The organism is Streptomyces sp. NPDC002032 (genome assembly GCF_042890765.1).
Lineage (GTDB): Bacteria > Actinomycetota > Actinomycetes > Streptomycetales > Streptomycetaceae > Streptomyces.
Map to the genome: position 1 here is coordinate 948,855 of NZ_JBIASM010000001.1, position 15,488 is coordinate 964,342.

Annotated in this window: 13 protein-coding genes; 7 read left to right on the top strand and 6 right to left on the bottom strand. The window is 74.6% G+C overall.

The annotated features are described in order from the left end of the window. Nucleotides 1–92 precede the first annotated feature (92 nt). Nucleotides 93–1,070: an SMP-30/gluconolactonase/LRE family protein gene (locus tag ACFYYT_RS03860; RefSeq protein WP_351825539.1), complete on the top strand. Its 978-nt coding sequence runs from the start codon at nt 93–95 to the stop codon at nt 1,068–1,070. A 44-nt stretch (nt 1,071–1,114) separates the two neighbouring features. On the opposite strand, the gene ACFYYT_RS03865 is transcribed toward ACFYYT_RS03860, so the two are convergent. Then, nucleotides 1,115–1,621 (bottom strand): C40 family peptidase, encoded by a 507-nt coding sequence (locus ACFYYT_RS03865; protein ID WP_351825537.1) that lies wholly within the window; start codon nt 1,619–1,621, stop codon nt 1,115–1,117. Between the two features lie 535 nt (nt 1,622–2,156). Here ACFYYT_RS03865 and ACFYYT_RS03870 point away from each other — a divergent pair. After that, entirely contained in the window at nt 2,157–2,540 is a 384-nt protein-coding gene (locus tag ACFYYT_RS03870; RefSeq protein ID WP_351825535.1) for a PRC-barrel domain containing protein, read from the top strand. A 33-nt stretch (nt 2,541–2,573) separates the two neighbouring features. Here ACFYYT_RS03870 and ACFYYT_RS03875 read toward each other — a convergent pair whose 3' ends face one another. Continuing rightward, nucleotides 2,574–3,533, bottom strand: a complete 960-nt coding sequence (locus ACFYYT_RS03875) for a LysR family transcriptional regulator (protein WP_351825533.1) — start codon at nt 3,531–3,533, stop codon at nt 2,574–2,576. 172 nt (nt 3,534–3,705) lie between these two features. On the opposite strand from ACFYYT_RS03875, the gene ACFYYT_RS03880 reads away from it, so the two are divergent. Together ACFYYT_RS03880 and ACFYYT_RS03885 are read left to right on the top strand one after the other, a co-directional pair. Next, on the top strand, nt 3,706–7,185 hold the full coding sequence (locus ACFYYT_RS03880) for a M28 family peptidase (RefSeq protein ID WP_351825604.1): 3,480 nt from the start codon (nt 3,706–3,708) through the stop codon (nt 7,183–7,185). 141 nt (nt 7,186–7,326) lie between these two features. Next, entirely contained in the window at nt 7,327–9,657 is a 2,331-nt protein-coding gene (locus tag ACFYYT_RS03885) for an FUSC family protein (protein ID WP_388606867.1), read from the top strand. Here ACFYYT_RS03885 and ACFYYT_RS03890 read toward each other — a convergent pair. The 3 genes from ACFYYT_RS03890 to ACFYYT_RS03900 form a co-directional block, all read right to left on the bottom strand. After that, nucleotides 9,629–10,504 (bottom strand): D-hexose-6-phosphate mutarotase, encoded by an 876-nt coding sequence (locus tag ACFYYT_RS03890; RefSeq protein ID WP_351830456.1) that lies wholly within the window; start codon nt 10,502–10,504, stop codon nt 9,629–9,631. The genes ACFYYT_RS03885 and ACFYYT_RS03890 overlap by 29 nt on opposite strands. 101 nt (nt 10,505–10,605) lie before the next feature. Continuing rightward, entirely contained in the window at nt 10,606–10,839 is a 234-nt protein-coding gene (locus ACFYYT_RS03895; protein ID WP_351830457.1) for a hypothetical protein, read from the bottom strand. A 92-nt stretch (nt 10,840–10,931) separates the two neighbouring features. Continuing rightward, entirely contained in the window at nt 10,932–11,828 is an 897-nt protein-coding gene (locus ACFYYT_RS03900) for a hypothetical protein (protein WP_351830459.1), read from the bottom strand. A gap of 338 nt (nt 11,829–12,166) precedes the next feature. Between ACFYYT_RS03900 and ACFYYT_RS03905 the strand changes: the two genes are divergently transcribed. Both ACFYYT_RS03905 and ACFYYT_RS03910 read left to right on the top strand, forming a co-directional pair. Then, nucleotides 12,167–13,348 carry an ATP-binding protein gene (locus ACFYYT_RS03905; RefSeq protein ID WP_351830460.1) on the top strand — a complete coding sequence of 394 codons (1,182 nt, stop codon included), beginning with the start codon at nt 12,167–12,169 and terminating at the stop codon, nt 13,346–13,348. Beyond that, nucleotides 13,345–13,971, top strand: coding sequence for a response regulator (locus ACFYYT_RS03910; RefSeq protein ID WP_351830462.1), 627 nt, complete (start codon nt 13,345–13,347; stop codon nt 13,969–13,971). The genes ACFYYT_RS03905 and ACFYYT_RS03910 overlap by 4 nt, the downstream gene beginning before the upstream one ends. 70 nt (nt 13,972–14,041) lie before the next feature. Here the strand turns inward: ACFYYT_RS03910 and ACFYYT_RS03915 are convergent, their stop codons facing one another. Further along, entirely contained in the window at nt 14,042–14,512 is a 471-nt protein-coding gene (locus ACFYYT_RS03915) for a MarR family transcriptional regulator (protein ID WP_351830464.1), read from the bottom strand. A gap of 101 nt (nt 14,513–14,613) precedes the next feature. On the opposite strand from ACFYYT_RS03915, the gene ACFYYT_RS03920 reads away from it, so the two are divergent. After that, nucleotides 14,614–15,468, top strand: coding sequence for an SDR family NAD(P)-dependent oxidoreductase (locus ACFYYT_RS03920; RefSeq protein WP_351830466.1), 855 nt, complete (start codon nt 14,614–14,616; stop codon nt 15,466–15,468). Nucleotides 15,469–15,488 lie beyond the last annotated feature (20 nt).

Below are 15,488 nucleotides of genomic sequence, written 5' to 3' on the forward strand. Positions count from 1 at the left end.
GCGCGGCGGGCCCCGGGGGGTGGCCGGGGCCTGGCCGGGAGGCCGATACTGCGCCGGGCACAGCGCCCGATCACGGAGGGGGACCGACACCGATGGAAGCGATGCACCGGACCCGGACGTTCCGCAGCGCCCCGCGCGGCCCGCGCCGCCGGGCCGTGGTGGTGGCGGCCGTACTGGCGGCGGTGGCGGGGGCGGTGTGCGCGCCGGGCGCCGCGCAGGCGGCCCCGGCGTGTGCGGCCACCGCCGCGGGCGCGCCCGCGGAGGTGGCCCGGATCCCGGACTGGGCCGAGTCGATCGCCGTCGACCGGCGGGGCCGGATGTTCGTGACGGCGTACTACACCGGCCGGGTCTACCGGATCGACGCCCCCGGCGCCGACCCCGTCGCCCTCACCGGCGGCATCGGCGCCAACGGCGGGATCGCCGTGCGCGAGGACGGCACGCTCCTGGTCGGCACGGGCAACGACCTCGCGCACTCCCTGACCGGCGGCCTGTTCCCGGTGTCGGAGCTGCTGCTGGTCGACCCCGACTCCGGCCGGGTCCGTACGTACGCCTCCGGGCTCGGCGGCATCGACGGCGTGGCCCTCGCCCCCGACGGCACGGTGTACACGACCACCCTGGGCGGCCGGACCATCGGCCGCGTCACCCCGGACGGGCGCGTCGACCCCGCCTGGGCCCGGGTGGGGGAGCCCAACGGGATCGCCGTGTCCCCGGACGGCTCCGAGGTCTACGTCGTGCAGACCACGGTGGCCCCCGGCCTGTACCGGATCCCCGTCGCGGATCCGGGCCGCCCGGTGCGCTGGATCTCCGCCGCGCCGTGGGACGCCCTGGCCCTGCCCGACGGGCTCACGCTCGACGGGCGCGGGCGCCCGCTGATCGCCACCCACGCCTCGGGGCAGGTCTGGCGGGCCGAGTCGGGGAGCCTGTGCGCCGTGGAGACGGGGCTGCCCCTGTCCACCCAGGTCACCTACGGACACGGTGACCGGGGCTTCTCGGCGGGCCGGCTCTACCGGGCGGGCGTCGACGGCAGGATCTACGAGGTCCCCGCGGGCTTCGACCCCACGGGGAGGTAGCGGGACGGCGGGCGGCGGACCGGGTCCGCCGCCCGGCGCCGGGATCACGAGGCGCGGCCGTAACGGACGTTGCCGCTCCAGATCCGTTCGAGCCGTACGCGGGTGCCGGGTCTGGGGGCGTGCCAGATCTTGTCGTCGCCGGCGTAGATGCCGACGTGCCCCATGGTCGAACCGTCGGGGAAGAAGACCAGGTCTCCCGGGGCCCGTTTGTCCCGGGGGATGTGGTCGGTGTCCTCGTACTGCTCCTCCGCGGTGCGGGGCAGGGCGCGGCCGGCCTGCCGGAAGGAGTAGAGCGTCAGACCGGAGCAGTCGAAGCGGGCGGGCCCGGTCGCACCGTGTGCGTAGGGGGCGCCTTCTTTGGACGCGGCCACGGCCACGGCCCTGGCGCCGTAGGACGGGGCGGCTTCGGCGGGGGCGGCCGGGCCGGCGACGCTCGCGCCGGTCAGCAGGAGGAGGAGCAGGAGTGCGCGGGGAAGGCGGGAGCCGGGAGGGCGTCGGACGGGCCGGTGCGTCGTGCGAAAACTACGGGAGTCGGTCCTGGATGCGGGCATCGGGGTACCTCCGCGTTCGGGTGCGTGCAGCGGTCGGTCTAGTACCTGGGGAGGTCGTCCTGCTTTCGGTGACGTGGGTTCCTGGGTCTGTCTGCCTGGGTCTGACGGCCGACCAGTTTTCTCTGATGCCCCACGCGTTTCACCCTTGGGGCATGGCCCGCGCCGTATCGGTTCTGCAAAATGTCCGCGAAGAGATGGAAAAATCCCCGCGCATCGGCGTGCACCTCGCGACGCGACCGGGGAGGCGCGATGCGGAAGCATAAATTCCTGATACCGTCCCCGGCTCCCTGCCCCCGGCCCCCTGCCCCCAGCTGCACGGCGGGGCCTCGGCCTCGCGTCCGCCGCCACCGAGCCCTTCCCGCTCTCCGCTCAGGGGTCCGCGGGGGGCTCCGCCCGATGCGGCCCAAGTCCGCCGTGGTCAGGAAGGTCTGACCGTACGTGTGAACCGCGTGGGCGCGGGGCACACGACGACGCAGACGGGCGGACGGCGGCGGCCCGCGCCGCCGCTGCCACCGACCGGAGGAGCTGCGTTCACGTGACCGGACATGTGTGGAGCTACAAATCGCCGGCGGGCCGCAGGGACGGCATCGACCTGACCGGATTCAAGGTGGAGGCCACCGACGGGAGCATCGGCAAGGTCGACGCGCACAACGACGAGGCCGGCGACGCGTACCTCGTCGTGGACACCGGGGTCTGGATCTTCGGCAAGGAGGTCCTCCTCCCCGCGAGCACCGTCGTGAGCGTCGACGCCGAAGCCCGCACGGTCTTCGTCGACCGCACCCGGGCCCAGATCAAGGCGGCCCCCCTCTTCATCCGCGAGAACCACCTCACCGACCCCCGCTACCGCGAACAGCTCGGTGCCTACTACGGCTACGGCGTCCACGGCACGGGCGGCCCCACCGGCGGCCGCGTGATCTGACGCCCGCCCCCCCGCAACCGCGCTGCGGCCGGGTCAGTCGAGGGCCGGGTGGAGCTCCGGGTGGGCGTTCCACCAGGCCTCGTGGAAGGGGTGGTTGCCCACGTTGGCCACGTACGCGCGGGCCGCCGCGCGGTAGAGGAGTTCCGCCTGGCGGGCCGAGAGCGCCGCCCGGTTCCAGGCGAGACGGATCCGGCCGGTGACCGGTGACCCGGCCAGCGGACGCATCACCGTACCCGCGACGGCGGGCGCGGTCGGCTGGCTCAGGGAGACGGCCCGGCCCGCCGCGATGAGGTCGTAGTGCAGCTTCCGGTCGGTGATCCGGTAGCGCAGCAGCGGGCTGAACCCGGCCTTCGCGCAGGCGGCCACCAAAGCCTCCGGCCCCCCGTCGTCGTCCTCCACCAGCGTCATCCACGGCTCCCCGGCGAGATCGGTGAGGTCGATCCGGTCCAGCGGGGCCAGTGGGTGCCGCGCCGAGAGCCGGATGCAGAACGGCTCCTTCGGGATCAGGGTCCGCGCGAGGACCCCCTGCGGGAGCGGCACCTCGTGGTCGTTGACCTCCCCGAAGACGATCGCGTCGTAGCGCCCGGCTCCCAGCATCCGGGACAGCGCGGTCACCGAGTCCTCCAGGTCGACCGTGATCTCCCGCCCCGACATGGCCAGGTCGGTCTCGGCGAGGAGTCCGTCGAGCAGCACGAGCAGGATGCAGCCGAGCCGCAGCGGGGCGCCCGGGGCGAGGGCGCGGGCCTCGGCGCCGAGCGCGTCCATCTCGCTGAGCACCCGGCGCGCCTTGGCCAGCACGAACTGCCCGAGCGCCGTGGGCTGTACACCGGCCCGGCCGCGTACGAAGAGCGCGCCGCCGGTGACCGCCTCGATGCGGCGCAGCTGGGCCGACAGTGCGGGCTGGGACACCCCGAGCCGCCGCGCCGCGCCGCCCAGGCTGCCCGCCTCCGCGATCCGGCAGAGGGCTTGCAGGTGCCTCAACTCCAGCTGCATCCGGGCAGCGTACGCAGCCTCCCGCCACGGCACCATAACCCGGACCTTATGCCTGCCGGGATGTCCCTATCCCGTCATGTCCACGCCCATACTCGGCGGCGAACGAGCCCACACCCCCCCACGAACGGAGTGGACGTTGCCCCCCACCAGATGGACGGCGAGCGTGGCGGCCATGGCGCTGACCGCGAGCCTCGCCGGAGCCCTGACCGGGACGGCCTCGGCCGCCCAGCAGGAACGCCCGCCCGGAGCGGCCGCGCAGGACACCCCCGCCGCGCGCGCCGTCGCCGCGGCCGACCGGGCCGTCGCCAGCGGCCTCGACTCCCTGGTCAACTCCTCACAGGAGCGGTACGAACGCCGCCTCGTCACCCCGTGGCTGAAGGACCTCTACTCGGTCGCCTACGAGCGCAGCTACCGCGGGATCCCCGTCGTCGGCGCGGACGCCGTCGTCCTCGCCGACGGCGCGGGGAAGATCCGCGCCGTGCAGTCCGCCTCCTCCGTCCGCATCGACATCGCGACCCGCCCCACGGTCAGCGCCAAGGACGCCGAGTCCACCGCCCGGACCCGGCTCGCCAAGGTCGACAAGGCGGAGAGCAGCCGCCTGGTGGTCCGCCTCAAGGACGACAAGCCGGTCCTGGCCTGGGAGACCGTCCTGGCCGGGCGGACCGAGAAGGCGCCCAGCAGGCTCCACGTCTTCGTGGACGCCCGCACCGGAGCCGTCGTGGACACCTACGACGAGGTCGTCGCCGGCACCGGCAACAGCAAGTGGAACGGCCCCGGCCCGGTCGCCATCGACACCACCGCCTCCGGTTCCACGTACACCCTGCGCGACCCGAACCGCACCGGCCTGAGCTGCGCCGACTACAGCTCGGGCAGCGTCTTCTCGAAGTCCTCCGACGCCTGGGGCACCGGCAACCCCACCAGCAAGGAGACCGGCTGCGTCGACCTGATGTTCGCCGCCCAGAAGCAGTGGGACATGCTGGGCCAGTGGCTGGGCCGCAACGGCGTCAGCGGCAACGGGCGCAGCTTCCCCGGCAAGGTCGGCCTCGGCGACCTCAACGCCTACTGGGACGGCAGCTCGGTCACCATCGGGCACAACAGCGCCAACGAGTGGATCGCCGGCATCGACGTCGTGGCCCACGAGTACGGGCACGCCATCGACTCCAACACCCCCGGCGGCACCAGCGGCCAGGAAGCCGGCCTCGGCGAGGGCACCGGCGACATCTTCGGCGCGCTGACCGAGGCGTACGTCAACGAGCCGTCCCCGTACGACACCCCCGACTACACCGTCGGCGAGGTCATCAACCTCCAGGGCCGGGGCCCGATCCGCAACATGTACAACCCGCCGGCCGTCAACAACGACCCGGCCTGCTACAGCTCCGCCATACCCGGCACCGAGGTGCACGCCGCCGCGGGCCCGCTCAACCACTGGTTCTACCTGCTCGCCGAGGGCACCAGCCCCGGCGGCGGCAAGCCCTCCAGCAGCACCTGCAACCAGAGCACCCTGACCGGCGTCGGCATCCAGAACGCCGGAAAGATCTTCTACGGCGGCATGCTGCTCAAGACCAGCAGCATGTCCTACAAGAAGTACCGCACCGCCACCCTCAGCGCCGCCAAGTCCCTCGACGCCACCTGCGACCTGTTCACCAAGACCAAGGCCGCCTGGGACGCCATCAGCGTCCCCGCCCAGACCGGTGACCCCACCTGCACGCCCAGCGGCCAGAACGGCGACTTCACCCTCGCCCTGAACCCGGCCTCCGGCACCGTCCAGCAGGGCGCCTCCGTCACCACCACGGTGGCCACCGCCACCTCCACCGGCAGCGCCCAGCAGGTCACCCTCACCGCGAGCGGCCTGCCGGCCGGGGTGAGCGCCTCCTTCGCCCCGGCGACCGTGCAGTCCGGCCAGTCCTCCGTGCTGACCCTGACCGCCACCGCCAACGCGGCGCCCGGCGCCTCCACCGTCGTCGTCAAGGGACAGGGCGCCACCCTCTCCCACACCGTCGACTACGCGCTCAACGTCGGCGGGACAACGCCCGGCACCGACCCGCCGGACATCGACGTGGCCGCCGTCCAGGCGCACCTGTCCCAGCTGGGCACCATCGCCTCCCAGAACGGCGGCAACCGGCGCGCCGGGAGCGGCGGCCACACCCAGTCGCTGGCCTACATCAAGGGCAAGCTGACGGCCGCGGGCTACACCGTCACCGAGCAGAACTGCTCCTCCTGCACCTACCCGTCCAACAACCTCATCGCGGACTGGCCCGGCGGACCCGCGGACCAGACCGTCATGTTCGGCGCCCACCTCGACAGCGTCTCGGCCGGCCCCGGCATCAACGACAACGGCTCCGGCTCCGCGACCCTGCTGGAGAACGCCCTCGTCCTCGCCCAGAAGAACCCGGCGATGACCAAGCACGTCCGCTTCGCCTGGTGGACGGACGAGGAACAGGGCCTCAACGGCTCCAAGTTCTACGTCAACCAGCTCAGCAGCGCCCAGCGCACCGCCATCAAGGCCTACTACAACTTCGACATGGTCGGCTCGACCAACGGCGGCTACTTCATCAACAACGTCAACTCCACCGCCGCCGCCCCCCTGAAGGCCTACTGGACCTCCCTGAACCTCGCCCCCGAGGAGAACACCGAGGGCCAGGGCCGCAGCGACGACTACTCCTTCCAGCAGGCCGGCATCGCCACCTCCGGATACGCGGCCGGCGCCAGCGCCCGCAAGACCGCACAGCAGGCCACCAAGTGGGGCGGCACCGCGAACGCCGCCTACGACGCCTGCTACCACAGCGCCTGCGACACCACGAACAACATCAGCGCCACCGTCCTCGACCGCAGCGCCGACGGCGTCGCGTACACGGTGTGGAAGCAGGCCGTCGGCGGGCAGGCCCCCGCCCAGGACTTCTCCCTCGCCACCAGCCCCGCCGCGGGCAGCGCGGCCCCCGGCGGCACCACCACCGCCACCGTCAACACCGCCACCGTCAGCGGCGCCGCCCAGACCGTCGCCCTGTCCGTCTCCGGCGCCCCGGCCGGGGTGAGCGCCTCGCTCAGCCCGTCCTCCGTGCAGTCCGGCGCCTCCGCCACCCTGTCCGTCCAGGTCGGCGCGAGCACCACGCCCGGCACCTACACCCTGACGGTCACCGGCTCCGGCACCGTCAGCCATACCACCACCTACACCCTGACCGTCACCGGCGGGGGCGGCACCTGCACCCCGGCCCAGGTCGTCGCCAACGGCGGCTTCGAGGACGGCACCAGCCCGTGGAACGCGACCACGGGCGTCATCACCAACCAGGCCGGTGAGGTCGCGCACTCCGGCTCCTACATGGCCTGGCTCAACGGCTGGGGATCCGCCCACACCGACAGCGCCGCGCAGTCCCTGGCGGTTCCGGCCGGCTGCTCCTCGTACCGGCTCTCGTTCTTCCTGCACATCGACACCGACGAGACGGAGAACGTGGTCTACGACCGCTTCACCGTGTCGGTCGGCGGCCAGACCCTGGAGACCCTCTCCAACGTCGACGCCACGGCCGGATACGTGCAGAAGTCCTACGACCTCTCCCGGTTCGCCGGGCAGACCGTCACCCTGCAGTTCCTCGGTACGGAGGACCAGTCGCTGCAGACCTCCTACGTCGTGGACGACGTGACCCTCCAGGTGAGCTGAACCCCGCCCGGCCGCCGGCCCGCCCGGCCCCCCCCGCACGGGGGGCCGGGCGGGCCCGCGCCCGGGGCTGCCGTCCGCGCCGCGCGGTGGGACCCTGAAACCGGGACCGCGAGAGCCAGGAGCGCGTCGGGCGGAGTCGCGATGGGAACACGGACGCACGACGGCCGGGACGCCGGGCACGGCGACGGCCACGGCCGTGACGACGGCCACGGCGCGGTTCCGGCCGCCGGGCCCGGCCAAGGCACGCGGCGGCCGGCGCCGGAGGGCACCGCCCCGGCGCGGGCCCTGGACCGGCTGCGGCACGGCACCGACCCGCCGGCCCGCGCGGCCCGCCGGGCCGTCCGCGTCACCCTGGCCGCCTGCATCGGCTTCTACGTGTTCCGCTACGCCCTGGACCGCCCGGTCAGCGCCACCTACGCCCTGTTCTCCGCGGTATCGGTGGCCGCCCTGGCCCGGATCCCCGGCACCGGCAGACAGCGGGCCGCCGTGATGGTCCGGCTGGTGCCCGTGGGCTGCGTCCTGGTCACCATCGGCACCTTCCTCGCCGTCCGCACCTGGAGCGCCGTCGCCGGAACCCTGGTCATCGGCTTCTGCCTGGCCTTCATCGCCGCCGCCGGCCCCCGCCCGGCGGGCGCGTCCCCCGGACTCCAACTGCTCTACATCCTGCCCTGCTTCCCCCCGTACGCCCCCGACACCCTCGGCGAACGGCTGACCGGCACCGTCGTGGGCATGGTGCTGGCCGTGCTGGCCGAGGCGTACGTCCTGCCCGACCCGGCCGTGCCCGGCTACCGGGAGCGGGCCGCGGCCGCCGTCCGCACCGCCGCCCGCTGCGCCGCCGCCCTGCGCACGGCGCCCCACGCCCTGTCGGCGGACGACGTCCGGCAGGCGCTGGCCGCGGGGGAGGCCGTACGCCCCTCCCGTGTCCCCGAGGCCGAGCGCCCGGCCGGTCCCCAGGTGCGCGAACGCGCGCTGGCGCACACCGGCCTGGCAGTCCGCACCCTGCTGGCCCGGCTGCGGGCCCTGCCCGTCCCGCGCCCCGCCGCCCCGCCCGGTCCCGGCGGACTGGCGCTGCTCGGCGCCGTGGAGGACTCCGCCCGGGAGACCGCCGCCCTCCTCGTCCCGCCCGGCGGCCCGGCCCCGGCCCCGGCCCCCGCCTCCGAGGACGCGGCCGCCTCCGAGGACGCGGCCGCCCGGGCGCTGGGCGCGGCCCGGGCACGGACCGCCGCCCTCCAGCCCGCGGCCCCCGCCGACCGCATGCGCCACGCCGCCCTGCTGGAGATCGCCGACGCCGCCCTGGTCCTGGGCCGGGCGGCCCGCATCGCCGTACGGGGGCGGGGGGCCGTGCCCGACACCGACGAGGGCCGCTTCTGGTACGCCTCCACGAGCTCACCGCGGCTCTGGTGGATCCGCCTCGCCGGACACGCGGGCCCGAGGTCCGTCCACTTCCAGAACGCGGTACGGATCAGCCTGGCGCTGGCCGTGGCCCGGACCGTGGCCGGACTGGACACCCTGCCCCACGGCTTCTGGGCGATGCTCGCCGTCCTGTCGCTGACCCGCACCACCGCCGTCCAGACCCGGGCCACCGTGCGCAGCGCCCTCATCGGGACCCTGCTGGGCGCCCTGGCCGCCGGGGCCGTCCTCGCCCTCGCGGCCGGGGAGACGCTCCCGTGCGCGATCCTGCTGCCGCCGCTGATGCTGGCCGCGTTCTGCATCGGCCCGGTACGGGGCGTGGGCTGGACCCAGGCGCTGTTCACGCTGGTCGTCGCCACGGCCTTCGCCCAGCTGGCCCCCGCGACCTGGCAGCTCGCCGAGGTCCGCTTCCTCGACGTGCTCATCGGCAGCGTCATCGGCATCACCTGCGGGCTGCTGGCCTGGCCGAAGGGCGCCCACGACGAACTCGGCCGCTCGGTGGCCCGGATGCTGCGCTCCGCCGCCGAGGAGGTCGCCGCCGTCACGCGCGCCGTGACGGGCACGGGGACGCCACCGCCCCCCGCCGAAGCGGGCAAGGACGTCCAGCACGCGCTGCTGCTGGCCGAGACGGCGTACGCCCAGTTCCAGGGCGAGGCCCAGCGCCCGCCCGGCCCCAGCCCCGACTGGCAGAGCGCCCTCATGGCCGGCCACCACGTGCTCTGGGGCGCCCACCGGGTCCTGGACGCCGCCGCGGGCCCGCAGCCCGACGAGGCCGCGGGCCACCGCGTCCGGGCGTACGGTGCCTGGGTGGCCGAGGGCTTCGCGCGGGCGGCCGCCCGCTTCGACGTACCGAGGGGCGGACGCGGTCCCGCCCCCGCGGCCGAGGGCGCCGGCGGGTGGTCGGACGACGGGCCGCAGCCCTCGGACGCCACCCGGGACGCGCCCCCGCTGTTCTTCACCGCCACGGCCTGGCTCGACTCGCTCACCACCGACCTCGGCCGGATGGCCGCCGCCCACGCCGTCGAGGACCGGCCTATGCCTCCGGGAGGACGCTCAGGGTGACGCCGAGGCGGGCGGGCCGTCCGGGGGCGCTCTCCAGCGCGGTGTTGACGCGGCCGGTCTCCACGCACACGAAGCGCAGGTGGTCCTCGTCCGTCAGATCGGCCATGCCCGCGGCCAGTTCGGCGCCGGGGTTCCACACCACGACGTCGCTCGCCTCCCGGTGCGCGAGCCGGACCACGCGGCCGAGGTCCTCGTCGCGGACCACGCTGACCGCCTCCGGCGCGGTGTACACGCGCTCGATGTGGCCCGTCGGCGTCACCTCGCCCCCGGCGTCGTGGACGTCCACCGCCAGGAGGTTGTCGCGGTAGTGCCCGCCGAGCCCGGAAACCGTCGCCCCGCCCAGGGAGCCGACCGCCAGGTAGGTGTGCAGGGCGGCCGTGCTCTGGTGCTCGCCCGTCGCCTCGATGTCGATCGCGCAGGTCGCGCCGAGTGAGATCCGGGTGGTCAGGGTGAACTCGTGCGGCCACAGCGCGCGCGTGACGTCGGAGGCCTCCAGCCGCAGGACCAGGACGACGCCGGCCTCGGTCGTCTCGTGCGAGACGAGGTCCCAGTCGAGGACGCGGGCGAAACCGTGCGAGGGCTTGGCGACCGTGCCGAACCACGGCCAGCACAGGGGCACGCCGCCGCGGATGGCCGTACCGGCCGTCCAGGCGTTCCGCTCGCCCAGCCACAGCCCGGGCGCGCCGCCCGTGGGCTGCCAGGTGAGCAGCTGTCCGCCCTGGAGGCTGACCGCGCCGCGCACCCGCGGGTGGTCGACGACCAGGACCGGGACCTCGCCGATCAGACGCCGGGTGAGGGACGGCGACAGCCGGTCGATGACGGGCAGGGCGAAGAGGGTGTCGTTCATGTGGCCGACTCTTCAGAATCCGTACAAGAGAGTCAAGCCGGGCCCCTTGCGGGAGCCCGGCCGGTTGCCGCGCGCCGGGGCCTGCACCCGGTGGATGAGGCTCAGAGGATGTACACGCGCTCCAGGTTGCCCTCGGTGTCACGGATCATCAGGTCGTGGCCCTTGGCGCGCTCGCTCTCCACGAGCCCGAGCAGGAGGATCGCCCGGTTGATGACGTCGGACTTGCTGACACCGGAAGCCGCCGTCAGTTCGGCGACGGTGGTGACGCACGGCGGCGCCAGGGTGACCGACATGCGGGTGCTGTCCGGGTGCGGGGGAAGGGCGTCCGTGTCCATGGTGGTGCCTCTCGGCTCGGGAATCGGGTGCACCGGAAGTACACCGGAACCGCACCGCCTCCGCCATCGGTTTTTCCGTGCCCACCGCCCCCTCAGTGAGCCCGACGGCCGCCCAGGGCCATGCGGTTCCAGGTGTGGCGCCGTCCCCGGACCGCCACCGAGTACGCGTACAGCAGCTCGGGATCACACATGCCCGGGATGTAGGAGTCCCCGAAGTGGTGGGCGTCGAAGCCGGCTTCCTTGGCGTTCAGCGCCAACTGCGGCACCACGTCGATGTGTGAGCCCTCCTGGCTGGTGCCGATCGCGCCCATCACCACCGCGCCGGCGTCCTGTACGGCGGCCACCGCCTCGGCGGCGAGCTCGCGGGTCACCCCGGGCAGCGTGCCCGGCAGCGGCATGACCACGCCGTCGGCGCCCGCTTCGACCAGCGCCGTCAGCCGGCCGGTCGTGACGCGTTCGGGGTGTCCGGCGTGGTGCATCTTGCCCGACCAGATCGCGGCGTCGTCCCCGAGCCCGGCGCGCAGCTCCCCGGTGACCCGCGCCATGGCGGCGTACGACCCGCCGGTGCCGGGGTTGGCCGTCACGCACAGCAGGGCCGCGCCCAGGTCCACGAGCCGCTTGGCGGTGTCCGGGCGGGCCCGCCGGATCTCCGGTACGTCACCGGGTTCGAGGTTGACCCCGACCGGACGGCCGATGGCCCGGGCCAGTTCGGTGAAGGAGGCGAACTCGCCCAGCTCCGGAAGCCGGAGGCGCTCGCCGTCCCAGGCCCGTTCGATCAGGTTGAGGATGACGATGTCCGCGCCGAAGGCGGCCACCAGCTCGGCGTTGTGCACCCCGGAGCCGGGCGCGGGGGAGAGCGCGGCGCGTTCCGCGAACACTTCGGCGACCATGGTCCGGCCCTCGGCGGCCGCCACGGCCCGGGTGAGGGAGCGGCCGCGGAGTCCGGCGAGCCGGTCGCGGTCGAGATCGAGGATGCGCTGCTGTGTCATGCGCCCCAGGCTAGGCACGGCCCCCGCGCCGCGGCCCGTGCCGTTGGCCGTCGGGCGGCGGGCCCAAAGTCCCCCGGATACGGGACTTCCCGACCGATGAGCGCGCGGCCGTCGGGCGGGACGCGTGCCGGCACGGCGGGTCCTGAAGTCCGCCGTGCCGGGTGCCGTGCGCCAGGGGCCGGCGCCGGCCCCTTGGAAGGACCCCCGTCGGGTCCGGGCCGGTTCGAGCCACGATCCCCGCTGGCTCACGACCGCCTTGACGTGAAGAACCTAGCGAGATCCACTGAATACCCGGTACCCACCCTTTCTGGGGGGTGTGTTCACTGCGGAGGCTGTGGGTGAGTGGGGGCTCGGGACTTCAGCGCGCCCAGCGGTTCATGGTCCTGGCCACCGGCCTCTACCGGGCCAGCCATCTGAGCGCCGGGACCGTCGCCGTGGCCCGGCACTCGGCCGGCACCCCCGCCGCCTGGGGGATCCTCGCCACGGCCCTCGCGGTCAGCCTCGCCCTCTACGGCACGGCCCGCAGGCGGGGCTGGTTCGGCCGCGGATGGGTGTGGTGCGACGTCCTGGTGACGGGCTGCCTCCTGCCCTGGTCCGCCCTGTGGGCCCTCGGCGGCCCGGCGGTCTCCCAGAGCGGCTGGCTCATGCTGCTCGGCGGCTCGGCCAGTGCCGCCGCCGCCGCGGGACTGGGCGTGCGGGGCGCCGCCGCGTCGGTGGCCCTGCTGCTCGTCACCTCCGTCGCGCTGTACCTGCTGGTGGCCGGTTCCGGTTCCGGTTCCGGCTCCGGCTCGGCCGAACTGGTCGGACACCTCAACGCGGTGTTCTCCTCGGCGGCGATGGCGTGGACGTTCTGGTGGTACCTGCGCCGTCAGGGCGCCCTGCTGGACGCCGCCCAGCGCCGGGCGGTCACCGCCGAGGCCGAACGGGCCCGCCAGGCCGAGCGGGCGGCCCACCACGCGGCCCTGCACGACACCGTCCTGGCGACCCTGACCGCCATCGCCGCCGGACGGGTCGACGCCAACGCGGCGCCGGTGCGCGAGCGGTGCGCCCGCGAGGCGGCCTACCTGCGCCGGCTCGTCCGGCAGGAGGCGGACGACGCGGCGCACCGGCCCGGCGGACCCGCGCCCGGGGCGACGGCCATGGGGGCCGCCCTGGAGGAGGCCGTACGCTCCGCCGAGAGCCTGGGCTTGAAGGTCAGCGCCCAGTACCACGCGCTGCCCGCGGTGCCCCGGGAGGTGGCCGACGCCCTGGCCGCCGCCGTCGGTGAGGCGCTGAACAACGTACGCGCCCACGCCGGGACGGGAGCCGCCTTCCTCACCGCCGTCGGAACCGGCGGCGGGGGCCTGGTGGTCACGGTGGTGGACCGGGGCGCCGGATTCGACCCCGGCCGGGCCGCGGAGGCCGCCGGGACGGGGCTGCGCCGCTCGGTCCACGCCCGGACGGCCGGGATCGGCGCGGCGGCCGAGGTGGAGAGCGTCCCCGGCGAGGGCACGCGCGTCGCACTGCGCTGGCCGGCGTGATCACCGTGGCGGCGGTCGACGACGACCGGATGCTGCTGGACGGGATGCGCTCCTGGCTGGCCGGGGTCGAGCGGCTGCGGCTGGTCGCGGCGGTGGCCACGGTGGACGCGCTCCTCGCCGCCCCAGGGCCTCCGCCCGACGTGGTGCTCCTCGATCTGCTGCTGCGCGACGCCCGCGCACCGGAGGAGAACGTGCGCCGGCTGCGGGCGGCGGGCAGCCGGGTCCTGGTGATCAGTACGGTGGCCGACCGCGAGCGGATCCTGGCGGCCGTGGCGGCGGGCGCGGACGGCTACCTGACCAAGGACCACGACCTGGACACCCTGGTCGCCGCCATCGCGACGGTGGCCGGTGGCGGCACGGCGCACTCGCCGGAACTGGCCTTCGCCTGGGCGTGCGACACCGCCCGGGACCGGCCGCGGCTCGCGCCCCGGGAGCGGCAGGTGCTGCTCGACTACGCCTCCGGGCTGACGCTCAAGGCGGCCGCGCGGCGGGCCCGCATCAGCCCCCACACGGCGAAGTACTACCTGGACCAGGTGAAGGAGAAGTACCGCCTGGCGGGCCGGCCCTCCTACACGAAGAGCGACCTGGCCCGGCGGGTGCGCGAGGACGGCCTGGACCGCTGAGGGGGACCGCACGCGGGTCCGGGACCGCCCCCGGGACCGCCCCCGGGGACCGCCCCGGGGTCCGCGCGCCTCAGCCGGGCGCGTTCCCGCCCTTGCCCTTGAGCTTGGCCCAGACCCTCTCCAGCGCCCGGACGTCCTCGTCGTCGAGCCGTTCGTCGAAGACCTCCCGCAGGGCCTCCCGGCGGGTGGCGTCGGCCTCGGCGAAGGCCGTGCGGCCCGCCGGGGTGAGGGCCACGCACACGGACCGGGCGTCCGTGGGGGAGGGGAGGCGTTCCACCAGTCCCCTGGCCTGGAGCTGGTCGATCACGCGGGAGACCTGGCTGCGGCTGAGGAGCGTCTTGGCGCCCAGGTCGGAGGCGGCGACCGGTTCTCGCTGGACGCTGAGCCACAGCATCACCTCGAACCAGGACAGCGGCAGCCCGTGCGCCCGGGTCAGGGCCTGGTCGATACGGGCGGAGAGCGTGGTGCCCGCCCAGATCAGGCCGTAGAAGGCATGATCGCGAGGGGTCAGTTCACCCAGGGTGAGGTCGGTACGAGCCATGGGGCGAGCCTACCCGTTTGCGTGTACGCGCACATATCTCTATGGTGTGTGTGCACGCACATAAATTCGGCGTACGCAGCACCCCACCCCTGGAGAGCCTCATGAGCACCACGCACACCCCCCGGACGGTCCTCGTCACCGGCACCTCCTCCGGCATCGGCCTCGCCGCCGCCGTCGCCGCCGCGAGCGCCGGCTGGCAGGTGGTCGCCACCATGCGCGACACCGGCAAGGCCGGCCCGCTGCGCGCGGCCGCCGCCGAGGCGGGGGTCGGGGAGCTGATCGCCGTCGAGCGTCTGGACGTCACCGACGCCGCCTCCGTCGACACCTGCCTGACGGAGCTGCTCGCCCGGTACGGCCGCCTCGACGCGGTCGTCAACAACGCGGGCGCGGGCCGGGTCGGCACCATCGAGCAGGGCACCGTCGAGGACGTCCGCGACACCATGGAGGTCAATTTCTTCGGCGTCGTCCAGGTCACCCGCGCCGCCCTGCCGCACCTGCGCGCCTCCCGGGGCCGCGTCATCACGGTCACCAGCGTCGGCGGCATCATCGGCCAGCCCTTCAACGAGGCCTACTGCGCGGCCAAGTTCGCCGTCGAGGGCTTCATGGAGTCCCTCGCCCCGGTCGCCGCGACCGTCGGTGTCGACGTCACCGTCGTCGAACCGGGCGCGGTCGCCAGCGAGTTCGTCAACAGCATCGGCCTGGACCTCCCCGCGATGCTGGAGGCGGCGGGCCCCTACGCCCCGGCGCTGCGGGCCTACGTCGAGCGCACGACGAAGTCGTTCGCGCAGGCGCAGACCGCCGCCGAGGCGGCCCGGCCCATCGTGGACGCGCTGACCGCCGACCGGCCCCCGCTGCGGGTGCAGACCTCAGACTGGGCCCGGGACTTCGTCTCCACGAAGCTCTCCGACCTCGACGGGTCCGCCGTCGGGAACCTCACCGGTGACTGGGTCCGCTGACCCGCCCCTCCGGGCCGCCC